This window comes from Bradyrhizobium sp., assembly GCF_049581145.1.
Classification (GTDB): Bacteria; Pseudomonadota; Alphaproteobacteria; order Rhizobiales; family Xanthobacteraceae; genus Bradyrhizobium.
In genome coordinates this window covers 1-15,707 of record NZ_JBAURI010000338.1, presented here as the reverse complement: position 1 = coordinate 15,707, position 15,707 = coordinate 1, and the positions used below count along the sequence as shown (strand labels likewise).

Genomic DNA, 15,707 nt, shown 5'->3' with positions numbered 1-15,707 from the left:
CACGACGCCCATGCAGATCACCAGGAACGCGACCGTCATGCCAAGGCTGACGGCGACGCTGACGTCGGCAATCTCGTAAAAGCTCCAGCGGAAGCCCGAGATCAGGTAGACTACGGGGTTGAGAAGCGTGATGGTGCGCCAGCCCGACGGCAGCATGTTGACGGAGTAGAAGCTGCCGCCGAGGAAGGTCAGCGGCGTCACCACCAGCATGGGGATCATCTGCAGCTTCTCGAAGCCGTCGGCCCAGATGCCGATGATGAAGCCGAACAGGCTGAAGGTCAGCGCGGTCAAGACCAGGAACGTCAGCATCCAGAACGGATGCTGAATATGCAGCGGCACGAACAGGCCGGCGGTGGCAAGGATGATCAACCCGAGCACGATCGACTTGGTCGCAGCCGCCCCGACATAGCCGAGCACGATCTCGAAAGACGAGATCGGCGCCGACAGCAGTTCATAGATGGTGCCGACGAATTTCGGAAAATAGATGCCGAACGAGGCGTTGGCGATGCTCTGCGTCAAGACCGACAGCATGACGAGCCCCGGCACGATGAAGGTGCCGTAGCTGACGCCCTCGACCGAGGTGATGCGCGAGCCGATCGCGGCGCCGAACACCACGAAATACAGCGAGGTCGATACCACGGGCGAGACGATGCTCTGCAGCAGCGTGCGGAAGGTGCGCGCCATCTCGAACAGATAGATGGCGCGGATCGCGTGGAAATTCATTGCGCCCTCACCAGGCTGACGAAGATGTCTTCCAGCGACGACTGCGTGGTGTCCAGGTCGAAGAAGCGGATGCCGCTGGCGCGCAGATCGCTCAACAGGCTGGTGATGCCGGTGCGCTCGCCCTTGGTGTCGTAATCGTAGATCAGTTCGCGGCCCCCGTCGCACAGTTCGAGCCTGTATGGCGCAAGCGCAGCGGGGATCGCGTCAATCTGGCCCTGCAGGTGCAGGGTCAGGCGCTTCCTGCCGAGCTTCTGCATCAGATTGGCCTTGTCCTCCACCAGGACGATCTCGCCCTTGTTGATGACGCCGACGCGGTCGGCCATCTCCTCGGCCTCTTCGATGTAGTGGGTGGTCAGGATGATGGTGACGCCACCGGCCTTGAGCTCGCGCACCACCTCCCACATGCCCTTGCGCAATTCGACGTCGACGCCCGCGGTCGGCTCGTCCAGGAACAGCACCTGCGGTTGGTGCGACAGCGCTTTCGCGATCATGACGCGGCGCTTCATGCCGCCGGACAAGGTGACGATCTTGGAATCCCTCTTGTCCCATAGCGACAGGTCCTTCAGCACCTTTTCGATGTGCGCTGGGTTCTTCGGCTTGCCGAACAGGCCGCGGCTGAAGCTGGTCGTCGCCCAGACGGTCTCGAACGCATCGGTGTGGAGCTCCTGAGGCACCAGCCCGATCAGCGAGCGCGCCGCGCGGTAGTCCTGGTTGATGTCGTGGCCGCCGACCGTGACCTTGCCTTCGCTCAGGTTGGCGATGCCGCAGATGATGCTGATCAGCGTGGTCTTGCCGGCACCGTTCGGCCCGAGCAGGGCGAAAATCTCGCCGCGCTGGATGTCGAGGTTGACGTTCTTCAGCGCCTTGAAGCCGGTGCCATAGGTCTTTGACAAATTGGCGACGGAAATGATCGGAGGCATGATGGGTAAATCGATCTCGGCCGGAAGGCAGCAGGTGCCAAGGCGGCGTTGGCCCGCTTTTGGCGGCGGGAACTGGTGGGCGTTCTCAGATAGGAACGCCGAAGCCGTTGCGCAATCCAAGTCCGTATTGGGATGGGGAGCGACCAATATTTCCCTCGATACCGGGCTCTTGAATAAATCGTGTGAGCCGGCGACGCGGACGCGAGTCCGTCCCTCCCGTTCAAGGCGTCGAATGATGTCGCGGCTGTTGGTTAAAGTCGACGCCGTTCTACGATAATCGATTATCTCTTTTTGCTAGGCTTCTTCGCAGGCGCTGCCGGGACCGGGGTCGCGGCGGGCTGCTCGCTCTGCTCGGGTTCTTTCGCGATGGTCACGATCTGGGTCCGCAGGTTGTCCGGCGATGTCGGATGCGTGGGATCGATGAATTGCTCCTCGCCGAGGCCGATGGTCTGAATCCGCTTCGACGAGATCTTGAAGGTGTTGACCAGCACGTCGCGCACCGCGTCGGCGCGGCGCTGGCTGAGCAGCACGTTGGCCTCGCGCCGTCCCGTGGCGTCGGTGTGGCCGACGATCAGGAAGTCGTACGGCAATAGCGAGACATGGACGAGTGCGTCGGCAAGTCGCCCGACCGTCTCGTAGGATTGCGGCCGGACGATCGGTGTGTCGGTATCAAACTCGATGTCGAGCGTGACGCTCGGCAGGTTTTGAAGCTCGGGCGCGATCGGGGGCCGCTTCGTGACGTCCGGCTCGTTGCGCGACCTGGATCGCGATCGCTCCAGCGCTTTTTGGCGCAAGGCTGTGATGTCGAGTTCCGGCGCGGTGTCGAAGCGGCTGAGCGGGCCGGTGATGTCGTCGCGCGTGAGCGCAGCCTGCGCGTGCGACGGCGAGGCGGGCGCCAGGACGACGACCAGCATGGCCGCGAGCAGGCTCAGATGGCGCAGGCTTCGATTGGTCCGCCGCATCACCGATACCCCGCGTCGCCCATCGCCTGGTTGCAGCGTGCGCTGACCTGTACCGTCGTCAGGCATGGGATCGACTTGCTGGTTTCCTTGGTCGAGCCGTTACACAGCTTGACGATTTCCCGGCCACAGGCATTGGCCACCGCCACGCGGGCCGCGATCCGTTTCTGGATGGCATCGAGGCTCTTGAGATAGCCGGTCGCGCATTGCGGCGACAATGCGTCGGTATTGCGTGACAGACACTCCTTGAGGCGATTCGCGTCCAGATTGACGCCCCGGCAATTGGCATCGATTTCCGCGCTGCAGCTTTTGGCCAGCAATGCGGCGGCATCGGAGAATGTCATCGTCTCCGCCGCCGCCAGCGATGGCGCAGCGAACGCGAAAACCAGCAGGATGAAAACGCCCCGGACCATGGCGCCATCTCATACGACGCGCTCCGCCACGGTCAAGGCCTACGAAGGGCAGAACTGTGGGGTCGCCTCCAGGTCGCACCTTCGCCCGCGTGACAGATCAGCGCGGCTTCGATCCGGTCAGCCGGACAATCGCCGGGCTCTGCTGCGATGCTGTCACATTCGCTCCACAAAACTATCGACCACCTTCTTCTCGCCGGCCTTGTCGAACGCGATGGTGAGCTTGTTGCCGTCGATCTTCACCACATGGCCGTAGCCGAACTTCTGGTGGAAGACGCGATCGGACGGCGAAAATTCAGACACCGTGCCGGTGGATTTCGCCACCAGTTCGCCCTCGATCGTCAGCGGGGCGCGCTTTTTGCGCGCGAAACCGCTGCCGAAGGGATCGGCTGCCGAATAGGATGACTGGTCCTCGTCGAAACCGCCCCGCGCCTGTCCCTGTGCTTGACCGTTTCCTTGACCGTTTCCTTGGCCGTTTCCTCGGCCGTTGCGGGTCTGGCCGCGCCCACGGGCCTGCGCGCGCTGCCAGCCCGGCGTGGTGTAGCTCGAGCCGAATGATTCCACATTGTCGAAACGCGACGGGCCATAGCCGCCGGCGCCGCCCCAGCCCGAGCCGCCCTTGGATTCCGTGATCTCGACGCTCGCCGCCGGCAATTCGTCGAGAAAGCGGGAGGGGATCGTGGTGGTCCAGGTGCCGTGAATCCGCCGGTTGGTGGCAAAATACAGTTTGGCGCGGCGCCGCGCCCGCGTCAGCCCGACATGGGCGAGGCGGCGTTCCTCTTCCAGGCCCGCGCGGCCCTGTTCGTCGAGCGTGCGCTGGCTCGGAAACAGGCCTTCCTCCCAGCCCGGCAGGAACACATTGTCGAATTCCAGGCCCTTGGCGGAATGCAGCGTCATCAATGAGACCGCGTCGTCGTCGGCGCCGCCGTCGCGGTCCATCACCAGCGAGATGTGCTCGAGAAAACCCTGCAGGTTCTCGAACTCCTCCAGCGAGCGCACCAGTTCCTTCAGGTTCTCCAGCCGGCCCGCAGCATCCGCCGAGCGGTCCTTCTGCCACATCTCGGTGTAGCCGCTCTCGTCCAGCACCATCTCGGCCAGTTCGGTATGCGTGGTCACCTCACGCTGCGCGCGCCAGCGATCGAAGCTCATGACCAGATCCCGCAGCGCGCCGCGCGCCTTCGGCTTCAATTCGTCGGTCTCGACCACCGCGCGCGCCGCCTCGAACAAGGGGATGCGGCGCTTGCGGGCATGGTCGTGCAGCAGCTGCACCGTGGCGTCGCCGAGCCCGCGCTTCGGCACGTTGACGATGCGCTCGAAGGCCAGGTCATCGGCCGGCGAGTTGATGACGCGGAGATAGGCCAGTGCGTCGCGGATTTCGGCGCGCTCATAGAATCTGGGGCCGCCGATCACGCGATAGGACAGGCCGAGCGTGACGAAGCGGTCTTCGATCTCGCGCATCTGGTAGGAGGCCCGCACCAGGATCGCGATCTCGTTGAGTTTTTCGCCGCCGCGCTGCAGTTCCTCGATCTCTTCGCCGATGGCGCGGGCTTCTTCTTCGGAATCCCAGGCCCCGGTCACGGTGACCTTCTCGCCGGCGACGTCCTCGGTGCGCAGCGTCTTGCCGAGTCGGCCTTCATTGTGTGCGATCAGATGCGAGGCGGCGGCGAGGATGTGGCCGGTCGAGCGGTAGTTGCGCTCCAGCCGGATCACCTTGGCGCCGGGAAAATCGTGCTCGAAGCGCAGGATGTTGTCGACCTCCGCGCCGCGCCAGCCATAGATCGACTGGTCGTCGTCGCCGACGCAGCAGATGTTTTTCGGCGGCGCCTTCTCTCTCTCGCCGCTCGCTGCGGGGAGGATACGTCCGTCGTCTTTCCGGGGCGTCCCGCCAGGTACGAGCCCGGAACCTCGAGATGAGCCCTCTTCATCGCCAGAAACAGGGTTCGGGCCGTCGGGCCGCCCAGGAATGGAAGAAAGAGGCGTGCCCGGCTTGGACGGCATCTGCGACAATAGCCGCAGCCAGAGATATTGCGCGACATTGGTGTCCTGATACTCATCGACCAGGATGAACTTGAAGCGGCTCTGGTATTGCCGGAGGATGTCCGGATGCTCGCGGAAGATCCGGATGTCTTCCAGCAGCAGATCGCCGAAATCGGCAGCATTGAGAATTTTCAGCCGCTCCTGGTAGCTCGCATAGAGCTTGCCGCCCTTGCCGTTGCCGAACACCGCGGCTTCGCCTGGGGGCACCTGCGAGGGCGCCAGGCCGCGGTTCTTCCAGCCGTCGATCAGGCCGGCCAGCATGCGCGCCGGCCAGCGCTTGTCGTCGATATTCTCCGCCTGCAGCAGCTGCTTCAGCAGCCGGATCTGGTCGTCGACGTCGAGCACGGTGAAATTGGATTTCAGCTGCGCCATTTCGGCATGGCTGCGCAGGATGCGGCCGCCGATCGAGTGGAAGGTGCCGAGCCACGGCATACCTTCCACCGCCTGGCCCAGCATCTGGCCAAGCCGGAGCTTCATCTCGCGCGCCGCCTTGTTGGTGAAGGTCACCGAGAGGATTTCGTTCGGGCGCGCGCGGCCCAGGCTGAGGATATGCGCGATGCGCGTGGTCAGCACGCGCGTCTTGCCGGTGCCGGCTCCGGCCAGCACCAGCACCGGGCCGTCCAGCGTTTCCACCGCCTCACGCTGCTCGGCATTGAGGCCGGAGAGATATTGCGGGGCCGTCGTGGCGCGGGCGCGCGCGGCGATCCCGCCAGCGACGGGCTGGTGGTCGGGAGCGGGAGCATGGCTCAGTCGGTTCGGCTCGGTCATTGCGAATCGTTTTTCCACCGCACGATGGCACTGCGGGGCTGCGAAAGGGAGCCTTCTTAGCAGGGATTGCAGCCTATATGGGGCCGGCTCAGTAGGTTTTACAGACTTATCGGAACCGGCTCGGACGGCCGGGTTTGCGAGCAAAAGCGGGTCTTGTTCCATCTGTCGGGCGATTTTCCGAGCTTCGCGGCGCGGAACTTTCGTTTCCACGCCGGATTGTTTGCGCAGGAGCGGGCGCCGATCGCGCCAATCGCTACGCATTCGAAACGGAGGTTCGTGTCATGCTGGGTTGGGTCGTCACCTTACTGATTGTCGCGTTGGTCGCCGGCGTTCTCGGCTTCGGCGGCATTGCCGGCGCGTCGATCGAAATCGCCAAGATCATCTTCTTCGTCGCCGTCGTGCTGTTCGTGATCTCGGCCGTGGTCGGCGTGTCGCGCGGACGAAGAGTCTGATCTCGCGTTCTCGCGGCAATTGTTATTTCGAGGGCATCGCGGCTTTGCCGGAGACGCCCTCGCGCAGCAGTATCGCGGCGTGCGCCTGCGCGACGACTTGTCGGACATCAGCGGCCGCAGATAGGCCGCCGACGACTGGCGTGCACGCGCAGAGGTGATACCGTCGTCCCCGAGCTTCCGGGGGCGTTTCATGCAATCAAGCGAATATTTGCAACGCGACGCGGTCGGCCTCGCCGAATGCGTTGCGCGCGGCGAGGCCACCGCTGCGGACTTGCTCGACCTCGCGCTGCGACAAAGTGCGGCGGCTCAGCCAAACACCAACGCGATCTGCCGCCTGATGGAGGGCGAAGCCCGCGCCCAATTGACGAAGCCGCTGACCGGCCCTTTCGCCGGCGTTCCCTTCCTGATCAAGGATTGCGCGCAGGACTATGCCGGCCTGCCGACGAGCTATGGCAGCCGCTCGATGCAGGGGGCCGTCGCCCGCGATCATGCCCATGTGGTGCGGCGCTATCTCGAAGCCGGGCTGGTGATTTTCGGCAAGACCAATCTGCCGGAATTTGCCCTCAAGGGCGTCTCGGATTCGCGACTGTTCGGCCGGGCCAGCAATCCCTGGAATGTCGATCACACGCCCGGCGGCTCAAGCGGCGGCGCCGCCGCCGCAGTCGCCTCGGGCGTCGTCCCGATGGCGGCGGGCAATGATGGCGGCGGCTCGATTCGCATTCCCGCCGCCTGCTGCGGCCTGTTCGGCCTGCGTCCCTCGCGCGCTCGCATTTCCTCCGGGCCCGCCTATGGCGAATATTGGTACGGCGCATCGAGCGAGGGCGTGATCTCACGCAGCGTGCGCGACACCGCGGCGGCGCTCGATGTCGCGGCCGGCAGCGAGCCCGGCGATCCCTTTGTGATCGGAAGGTCAAGCGAGCCCTACGCGGAATCGATGCGCCGCGATCCCGGCCGGCTGCGCATCGGCTTCACCGCGGCCTCGCCGATCGGAACCGAGGTTCACCCCGAAGCCGTCGCGGCCGTGAACGAGGCGGCCAGATTGCTCGCCGGTCTCGGCCATGAGGTCGAGGAAGCGGAGCCGGCGATCGACGGCGCTGCGCTCGCGAAAGCCTTCCTGCATGTCTATTTCGGACAGGTGCCGGCCATGGTGGCGCAGGCCCGCGCGGCCGGCGCGCGCAATTCGGATTTCGAACTGCTGACGCGGGTGCTGGCGACCTTGGGCGGTGCCACCTCAGCCGGGACGCTGACGGCGCAATTGCTCGGATGGAACGAATTTGCGCGGGCGCTGGCGCGCTTCCATCAGCGTTACGACCTGCTGTTGACGCCAACGCTCGCGCATCCGCCGATCCGCCATGGCCAGGGCGACCCGTCGGCGGCGGAGCAGGCGATGCTGAACCTGCTCGACCGGATTGGCCTGCTTGGACTGCTGAAACGTCTTGGCCTGCTCGAGCGCACGGTCGACAAGATCGCGCGCGACAGCCTGCAATATGTGCCCTTCACCCAGCTCGCCAATCTGACCGGCACACCGGCGATGAGCGTGCCCTTGCACTGGACTGCGGACGGACTGCCGCTCGGCGTGCAATTCGTCGCGCGTTTCGGCGAGGAGCATCGGCTGCTGCAACTCGCAGCCCAGCTCGAGACGGCGCGGCCCTGGTTTGCCAGGCTGCCGGCATGGGTGACGGAGTGCGATCGGGCTTGAGGAGGGGGCTGCTAGCTGGAGGTTAGCGCTTCACCGGCATGGCGATCTGGCGGCCCAGTCCCTCAGGGCGCGGAATCGCCGCATGGGCGTCGACGACCGACTGAATTCGCGCGCGAATGTCGGGCGGAAATGGCGCGGTCTTGCGGGCAGTCATGTCGATATGGATCGTCATGTTCTCCGAGGTGGCTGACAGCCAGCCTTCGCCGGCGTGGCGCAGCTCTTCAAAGGTGTGCAGCCGCTTCGCGTCGGCGCCGACCAGCATGATCGACACCTGCACGGGATCGCCGAGATGAATCTCGCGCAGATAGCGGACATGGCATTCGGCCGTGAAGGTCGAGCCGTGGCGTTCTCTCATGTAGCTCGGCCCGATCCCGAGCTCTGACCACAATTCGTCGATCGCGCGATCGAACATCACGTTGTAATAGGCCATGTTGAGGTGGCCGTTGTAGTCGATCCATTGCGGCTCGATCTGCATCACCGAGGACAGGAAGGGTGTCGGCCGGAGCACGTCCTGGGCAGGTCCAGCATCGGTCATCAGGTCTTCCCGTCGGTTCGCCACAAGGTCTATTGACCCGCAATATATCCTTTGCCACGGTCCTTCAAAGCCGGGAGGAGAGACTGTGAACATCAACGTCACCAATACCTTGAAGCGCCCCGAACCGCAGGCGCTGGCGAGCGCCCTGGAAGCCCTGGCCGCGCGCTTCGGCAACCGGCTGGTCACCTCTCAGGCGGTCCGCGAGCAGCACGGGCATACCACGACCTGGCTGCCGAACCAGCCGCCGGACGCGGTGGTCATGGCGCAGGAGACGGCCGATATCCAGGACGTGGTGCGGATCTGCGCCAGACACGGCGTGCCCGTGATCGCGTTCGGCACCGGCACCTCGCTGGAGGGCCAGGTCAACGCGCCCGCCGGCGGCATCTGCATCGACCTGCGTGACATGAACCAGGTGCTGGAGGTCCATCCCGAGGATCTGGACTGCGTGATCCAGCCTGGCGTCACCCGCAAGGCGCTGAATGAGCATCTGCGCGACCAGGGCCTGTTCTTTCCGATCGATCCCGGCGCCGACGCCTCGCTGGGCGGCATGGCTTCGACGCGGGCGTCCGGTACCAATGCGGTTCGCTACGGCACCATGCGCGACAATGTATTGGCGCTGAAGGTGGTGCGCGGCGACGGCGAGATCATCAAGACCGGCACGCGGGCGAAGAAATCCTCCGCCGGCTACGACCTGACGCATCTGTTCATCGGCGCCGAAGGCACGCTGGGCATCATCTCCGAACTGACGATGCGGCTGCGCGGCATCCCCGAGACCATCGCGGCCGCCGCCTGTTCCTTCGACAGCCTGCGCGGCGCCTGCCAGGCGACGATCCTCGCGATCCAGACCGGCATTCCGGTGGCGCGCATCGAGCTGCTCAATGACGAACAGGTCAAGGCCAGCAATTCCTATTCGAAACTGTCGCTGCCGGAGACGCCGCTGCTGCTGCTCGAATTCCACGGCAGCGCGGCCGAGGTCGGCGAGCAGTCGAAGAATTTCGCCGAGATCGCAAAGGAATGCGGCGGCGGTGATTTCACCTGGACCACGCGGCCCGAGGACCGCACCAAACTGTGGCAGGCGCGGCACGACGCCTATTGGGCGGTGAAGGCGTTGCGCCCCGGCGCCGGCGTGGTGGCGACCGACGTCTGCGTGCCGATCTCGCGTCTCGCCGACTGTGTCGGCGAGACCGAAGCCGATCTGAAGCGGCTCAAGCTGATTTCGCCGATCGTCGGCCATGTCGGTGACGGCAATTTCCACTGTTCGCTGGCCTGCGACGTCGACGACAAGGAGGAGATGGCGCGCGGCGAGGATTTCATGCACCGCCTGGTCGAGCGCGCGCAGGCGATGGGCGGCACCTGCACCGGCGAGCATGGCATCGGGCAGGGCAAGCAGAAATATCTGCAGGCCGAACTCGGCCCCGAGGCGCTGGAGGCGATGCGCGCGCTGAAACGCGCGCTCGATCCGCAGAATATTTTCAATCCTGGGAAGATCGTGCCGGCGGCGTGACGGCAACGCGCCTCTTGCGATCTATTGCCGCCCTCGATATCCTGCCCACCTCTGATTGTGGTTGCGATACCAATCAACACAGATTGTAATTCTAAAATTGATTCTGGTTCGATAATTTGACGGTATGGAGGCTTCCATGGACGTGGGGGCGGGGCTTCGTCGAATCGGTATTGGCGTAATCATGATATTTGCTGCCAGTTCGTGCCTGGCGGACGATTGTCGGTTCTTGATGCGCGATCCGCTGCAATTGCGGGGTCACCAGGTGTTCTTCCGGCCAAAAGGTGCGGATGGCTGGACGGCGCTGGACGGCGTGCAGCCCGATCTCAGCAGTCAAACCGTGGACTTCGCCTATGTGATTCGCGAAAACATCGATCCTGCGAGATCGGGTGTCGTGATTGTGAAATCCGCGCGGACGCGGCGGCTCGATGAGCCCTTGGTCGGACACGCCGCGAGAGATGTTCATCTCGTTCGCCGCGCCGAAGCCTTCGATAACGGCAAATGCGGTGCCGTCGCCGATTTCGGCGAGAAGGATATCTCTGCCGCTTCCTATGAGCGATACCACGACGAAGGACGCAAAGTTGCCGAAAGCGGCGTCTTGCACGCATTCCATTTTCGCTATGCGGCTCGCAGGGGGGCATGCCACGTCACCGACGACGGCACGCAGGATTCCATCGTGCCATGGGATGCGCGCAGCAACCGTTCTGAGTTCTCCTTCGATCCCGCCGTCGTTTCCGGCGGCAGCTACAGCCAGGCGCTTGCCTGGTTTGGCATCACCCCGACCTATGCGAGTTCGCAGAAGCTTGCCGACCAGCGTGTCGAGCTCAAGCAGTATCGCGTTGACGCCGCGTTGCCGACCTGCGTGCGATTCCGCCTCTCTGCCCTCGGCCGCGGAAGTTTCCTCAGGATCAACGATCTGGAGGATCTGATCGCGAACGGCTTGAACTATACGCGCGCGAGTGAAAACGCGTGGGCGTTGTCTCCTTAGGTTCGGCCGAAGGTGAGCGGGATGAGCGGCCTCATGCGTGACGATGCTCCGCCGGCCAGCGAGCAGGACGTCATCGACCGGGAAAGAATTGCAATCGGCCTGCATCGGGCAGAGCGCCTTGGCGGAGCCGATCCCGCGCCATGGGCCGGCATCGGTCTTTCCGGTGGTGGAATCAGGTCGGCGACCTTTTGTCTTGGCGTGCTGCAGGCGCTGGCCGAAAAGGATTTGCTGAAACGCTTCGACTACATCTCGAGCGTGTCGGGAGGCGGCTACCTGGCCACGTCCCTGCAATGGTGGTGGCAATCGCGGCGCGACGATGAGCAGGGCCAAGCCGGGCCGGTTTTTGGGCTCTCACCGTCCAATTTTCCTTATGGATCAGCTCGGCCCAGCCCCGATACGGCGTTGACGCCCACGCAACTGCGTGCGGAGAAAAACCTGGCATTTCTGCGCGCGCATAGTTCGTATCTGACGCCCGGGCGCGGCCTCAGCATCTGGTCCATCCTCGGCGTGCTGTTGCGTACGATCATCATCAGTTCGCTGACCTGGATTCCTGTGATCGCGGCGTGCTTTCTGGTGTTGTCGATAGTGGGCTATCCGCTCGACCTGCTGTTTGGCTCGTTCAAGGTCCTTTCGCCGCTTTTCGGCGTCATAGCCGAGCGATGGGATCATACGTGCGACGATGTCTTGCACTGCCATCTCGAATATCCTGCGGTCTACGCTCTTGGTCTTTGGACTTTCTACATCGTGACCGGTCTGTTTGTGGTCGCGGCACTTTTGTTCGCTCTCGTCAGCCGCGCTCCCCAGGACGCCGGCGACCCTGCCCAGACCGTCGTGACGTTCAGCGTGCTTGGCTTTGGCTGCCTGGTCGGATTGCTTTGGGTTTTGTTCGGCTACGAATCCCGCGACACGACAGTGATCTTGGTGGCCGTCGCGCTGGCCGTCACCTTGGCGGTTTGCGCGGTGATCGTCATATCGGAATTGATGACGCCAAAGTCGCTCAATGCCAGTTATTGGCTGCGGCGCACGACCGAACGCATCATGGGATTGGCCTTCATTCCATCGCTTGCCATGCTCGTCTATGCGACGATTCCGATCATGCCGTTTCTTGGAGATCAGTACGTCTCCGACCATGGCGTCCAGGCCGCAATGGTCGCACTGTCCAGTCTCCTGAGTGGCGTGGGAGCGGCGCTGTACGGCTATTACACATTTCTCCGCAACATCGTGCCTAGCCTGATCGGGCAAATCGCCGCTACCGTTGCGGCGATTGTCGCCCTCTACATGACGGCGGTGACGGCCTATGTTCTGGCGATGCTGCTGCTTCATTTCCAGGATCTGGGCCAGTGGAAGGTCTACACGCTGGTCGGCATCGGCAGCGCAATGCTGCTGGCGTTCGCCATTGCGCTCGTTGCCAACGTCAATTATGTGGGCTTCCATCGGTTCTACCGCGACCGGCTGATGGAAGCCTTCATGCCGAAAGACAGCGCGGTCGAGGCGATGCAGTCGGACTTCTCGCCCGCCGCCGACAGCCTGTCCGTCGGCGCGTTGCGGGATTTCTTCGCGGCCCGGCAGGCGGGCGACGCTTGGAGAGCGCGGCCTTATCCGCTGATCAACACCAACGCGATACTGATCAACGACGACGATCGAAAAGTGGCCTCGCGAGGCGGCGACAATTTCCTGATCTCGCCGTTTTTTGTCGGGAGCACCGCCACGGGCTGGCAGGACACGCTCAAATATATCGAGCTCAACGGGCCGCTCACCTTGGCGTCGGCCACGGCGGCATCAGGCGCCGCTGCGAATGCCAGCGCCGGTTACATCGGAACGGGCATCACCATGAATCCGCTGGTCTCGGCGGTGATGTCGCTCCTGAACATGCGGCTTGGGCTCTGGGTCGGCAATCCGGGGCTCCGGACGTCGCGGTGGATTCGCTCGATTCCGACATTCCTCATGATGGGCATCTACGCAGGCTTCTCCAAGCATCGACGCGACAGCAAATATCTCGAGCTCACCGATGGAGGCCATTTCGAGAATCTCGGTTTGTACGAACTGGCACGCCGGAAACTGGAGATCATCCTGATTGTCGATGGGGAGGAAGATCCGTCGATCAGCCTGTCCTCACTGGTTTCGGCGTCGCGGCGCATCGAGCAAGATTTCGGCGCCCGGCTGGACTTCGCCAAGGGTGAGGAGGGCCCCGAACGATTGGTCATGTATCCGAGCAATGGCGGTTATCCTGCCGGCGTCAAATACGCAAAAGCGCCGTTTCTGGTCGGGACGATCAGCTACAAGGACGGCAGCCATGGCGTGCTGATCTATGTGAAAGCGACTCTGATCCGTCAGATGGACTTCACGACGGCCGGCTATCTCGCCAACAATCCCACCTTTCCGCACCAGACGACCGCAGACCAGTTTTTTGTTCCAGATCAGTTCGATGCGTACCGCCTTCTTGGCTACGATAGCGCGATACAGATGATCGACGCGCTCGAACTGCAAACCACGATCGCGTCCTGGAAAGCCGTGACCACAGGATATGCGAGGCATTCCGACAAGGAAAGGTTGGACGTCGCGACGGCTGAAACGGGTCTCCGGCTACGGATGCCGTCGGCACAGCGTATTCCGCGAAAGCGGCGGCTGAGACGCGGACCCTGAACCGCCTCGATTTTACCCTGGCGGTGCCAGCAGCGTGCGAAGCTTGGCGGCGACGCCCTTGGCGTGCAGCATCTCGCGGAACATCCGCATCCAGGCGGCGAACACGATGTTGAGCGGATTGGTGCTCGCAGGCATGCCGGCGACGCCAAACCGCATGGCCTCGTCGCGAGGCGCGGCCGCGAAGGTGCCGAACAACCGGTCGAACACGATCAGCACACTGCCGAAGTTTCTGTCGATGCACGACGGATTCGATGCATGGTGCACGTGATGGTGGCGCGGCGTGTTGAGCACCCATTCCAGCGCTCCGAGATGCGGCGGACGCGCTACGTGCAGGAAGAACTGGTAGATCAGTCCCGTTGAGAGCAGCGCGACCACCGCCGCGGGATTGAAGCCGAGCGCGACCAACGGCAGATAGAACAGGAAGCCGCCGGTCAGGTGAGCGCCCCAGCCGAGCCGGACCGCGGCACTGAGATTGAGACGCGTCGGCGAATGATGCACGGCATGCGTTGCCCAGAACCAGCGGATCTTGTGCATCGCGAGGTGATGCAGATAGTAGCAGAACTCGACTCCCAGGAACAGCGCGCCCCAGCCCCAGACCGTGTCGAGCTCCAGATCGAATAGCCGATGCCGATAGACGACCATGATGGGCACCGCGGCGATTCCGGCGGTGAGGGCTGCGACGGCCTTGTTGCCAAGCGCGATCGCAAGCGAGGCAACGGACTCCCGCGCGTCATAGCTGCCGCCGTCGTCGTTCAGGCGGTGGATCAGATATTCCGAGAGCATCAGGCCGAGCATGACGAGAAGGACCATTCCCCTCCCGTGATGACCGGTCGACGTCAGCAAACCCGTTCTCGTGTGATGAGCTCCCTCTGATCGGTGCCGGTGATGGCCGCACGCTGAAAGGCCCGCGGCCATGACCCGTTGCTGTGCCGGGCATCACTTGCCGGGCGATTGCGCCCGCGCTTGCGCTTGCTTCATTGCGCTCTTGCAGCCGTTGGACAACTGATCGAAGTGATCGAGCATGCATTGCTTGATGCGTCCGCCGCCCGGAAGCACGCCGGAGCAGACCGCGCGCATATCGCCGCCGCAGGCGTCCCGGAGCGCTTGCCGGTCCTGAGCGTTGGCGGCAAAGGCCGCAGTGGCCGCAATGGTCGCGGCGAGCACGCCTGCGATGGCGAGCCTGAGATCGCGCAGCCTCGCGGGCCTCACCATGCGCACACCCTGCGTGGGCCGAATACCGTCTGCGTCCACCAGCAGTGGGCGGGATCGTAGACATAGGTCGGTACATAGCCGGCATAGGGCCCGTAGCCATAGGGACCGCCATTGCGGTAGCACATGCCGTCGCGTCCGCGATGCCAGCCAAGGCCGCAGAGGCCGCTGACTTCGATGACGGAGTTCGCAAGCGGGGACTGCGGCGAAACAGGAAAAGCCTGAGCCGCCGGGCCCGCCATCGCGGCGATGGCGAACGCCGCCACGGTGAAGAATGTTCGCATGGAGCATCGATCCTTTCGTGCTTTGGTGTTGTCGATCAAGAGCCGACCGTCCTCCTTTGTCTTGAGGCCGCCGGCTTAGGAAGCCGGCACCCCCTATCGCAACAACCTGCCTGTCGGTCTTTGCCTCCGTGTTTCCGCGAGTCGCGATTTTGTAACGTTTTGTAACCGTGGTCGCCTGCCCTCTTGCCGCCCGTGCCCGGCTTCATAAAGTGCGGTCATGGACGATCGCACCATCATGATCGTGGAAGACGATCGCGAGATCCGCTCGCTGCTCGCTGATTTCCTGACACGTGAGGGTTTCGCGACGATCTGCGCCGAGGACGGCGCGGCGATGGATCGCGCGCTGCTGCGCGGCCGACCCGACCTGATCGTGCTCGACATCATGCTGCCCGGCGAAGACGGTCTCTCGATCTGCCGGCGGTTGCGTGCGCGCGGCGGCCTGCCGATCCTGATGCTGACCGCCAAGGGCGATGACGTCGACCGCATCGTCGGGCTCGAGATCGGCGCCGACGATTATCTTGCAAAGCCGTTCAATCCGAGGGAATTGCTGGCGCGCATCCGCGCGGTGCTGCGCCGGGC

General features: G+C 63.7%; 15 protein-coding genes and 1 pseudogene. 6 read left to right on the top strand and 10 right to left on the bottom strand.

What is annotated here, in order from left to right; translation table 11 throughout:
• The 6 genes and pseudogenes from WCB02_RS11165 to WCB02_RS11140 all read right to left on the bottom strand — a co-directional run.
• On the bottom strand, positions 1-723 hold a 723-nt coding region (locus tag WCB02_RS11165), incomplete at its 3' end, for an ABC transporter permease (protein WP_423958207.1).
• Positions 720-1,643 (bottom strand): ABC transporter ATP-binding protein, encoded by a 924-nt coding sequence (locus tag WCB02_RS11160; protein ID WP_423958206.1) that lies wholly within the window; start codon positions 1,641-1,643, stop codon positions 720-722. The genes WCB02_RS11160 and WCB02_RS11165, both read right to left, overlap by 4 nt.
• Before the next feature lie 102 nt (positions 1,644-1,745).
• A pseudogene (locus tag WCB02_RS11155) lies at positions 1,746-1,877 on the bottom strand (type II toxin-antitoxin system HicA family toxin); the annotation flags it as partial.
• A gap of 47 nt (positions 1,878-1,924) precedes the next feature.
• Positions 1,925-2,605: an OmpA family protein gene (locus WCB02_RS11150; protein WP_423958204.1), complete on the bottom strand. Its 681-nt coding sequence runs from the start codon at positions 2,603-2,605 to the stop codon at positions 1,925-1,927.
• Positions 2,605-3,015 (bottom strand): hypothetical protein, encoded by a 411-nt coding sequence (locus WCB02_RS11145; RefSeq protein WP_423958203.1) that lies wholly within the window; start codon positions 3,013-3,015, stop codon positions 2,605-2,607. Before WCB02_RS11145 ends, WCB02_RS11150 begins: the two co-directional genes overlap by 1 nt.
• A 153-nt stretch (positions 3,016-3,168) precedes the next feature.
• Positions 3,169-5,817, bottom strand: a complete 2,649-nt coding sequence (locus WCB02_RS11140; RefSeq protein WP_423958202.1) for an ATP-dependent helicase — start codon at positions 5,815-5,817, stop codon at positions 3,169-3,171.
• 281 nt (positions 5,818-6,098) lie between these two features.
• On the opposite strand from WCB02_RS11140, the gene WCB02_RS11135 reads away from it, so the two are divergent.
• Together WCB02_RS11135 and WCB02_RS11130 are read left to right on the top strand one after the other, a co-directional pair.
• Positions 6,099-6,269 (top strand): DUF1328 domain-containing protein, encoded by a 171-nt coding sequence (locus WCB02_RS11135; RefSeq protein ID WP_423958201.1) that lies wholly within the window; start codon positions 6,099-6,101, stop codon positions 6,267-6,269.
• 190 nt (positions 6,270-6,459) lie between these two features.
• The gene (locus tag WCB02_RS11130) at positions 6,460-7,968 is read left to right on the top strand and encodes an amidase (protein WP_423958200.1); all 1,509 of its coding nucleotides are present in this window, start codon (positions 6,460-6,462) and stop codon (positions 7,966-7,968) included.
• A 22-nt stretch (positions 7,969-7,990) separates the two neighbouring features.
• Here WCB02_RS11130 and WCB02_RS11125 read toward each other — a convergent pair whose 3' ends face one another.
• Entirely contained in the window at positions 7,991-8,503 is a 513-nt protein-coding gene (locus WCB02_RS11125; protein ID WP_423958198.1) for a thioesterase family protein, read from the bottom strand.
• 85 nt (positions 8,504-8,588) lie between these two features.
• Between WCB02_RS11125 and WCB02_RS11120 the strand changes: the two genes are divergently transcribed.
• The 3 genes from WCB02_RS11120 to WCB02_RS11110 all read left to right on the top strand — a co-directional run bounded on the left by WCB02_RS11120 (position 8,589) and on the right by WCB02_RS11110 (position 13,635).
• Complete coding sequence (locus tag WCB02_RS11120; RefSeq protein WP_423958197.1) at positions 8,589-10,007, top strand: FAD-binding oxidoreductase; 1,419 nt, start codon at positions 8,589-8,591, stop codon at positions 10,005-10,007.
• A gap of 124 nt (positions 10,008-10,131) precedes the next feature.
• Complete coding sequence (locus WCB02_RS11115) at positions 10,132-10,992, top strand: hypothetical protein (RefSeq protein WP_423958195.1); 861 nt, start codon at positions 10,132-10,134, stop codon at positions 10,990-10,992.
• A gap of 33 nt (positions 10,993-11,025) precedes the next feature.
• The gene (locus tag WCB02_RS11110; protein WP_423958193.1) at positions 11,026-13,635 is read left to right on the top strand and encodes a patatin-like phospholipase family protein; all 2,610 of its coding nucleotides are present in this window, start codon (positions 11,026-11,028) and stop codon (positions 13,633-13,635) included.
• A 12-nt stretch (positions 13,636-13,647) separates the two neighbouring features.
• Here the strand turns inward: WCB02_RS11110 and WCB02_RS11105 are convergent, their stop codons facing one another.
• The 3 genes from WCB02_RS11105 to WCB02_RS11095 form a co-directional block, all read right to left on the bottom strand.
• Positions 13,648-14,445, bottom strand: a complete 798-nt coding sequence (locus tag WCB02_RS11105) for a sterol desaturase family protein (protein WP_423958191.1) — start codon at positions 14,443-14,445, stop codon at positions 13,648-13,650.
• A gap of 126 nt (positions 14,446-14,571) precedes the next feature.
• Positions 14,572-14,847, bottom strand: coding sequence for a hypothetical protein (locus tag WCB02_RS11100; RefSeq protein ID WP_423958190.1), 276 nt, complete (start codon positions 14,845-14,847; stop codon positions 14,572-14,574).
• Complete coding sequence (locus WCB02_RS11095) at positions 14,841-15,128, bottom strand: hypothetical protein (RefSeq protein ID WP_423958189.1); 288 nt, start codon at positions 15,126-15,128, stop codon at positions 14,841-14,843. The genes WCB02_RS11100 and WCB02_RS11095 overlap by 7 nt, the downstream gene beginning before the upstream one ends.
• Positions 15,129-15,345: 217 nt before the next feature.
• Between WCB02_RS11095 and WCB02_RS11090 the strand changes: the two genes are divergently transcribed.
• Positions 15,346-15,707, top strand: a 362-nt coding sequence (locus WCB02_RS11090; RefSeq protein WP_423958188.1) for a response regulator, incomplete at its 3' end; no start/stop codon positions are given.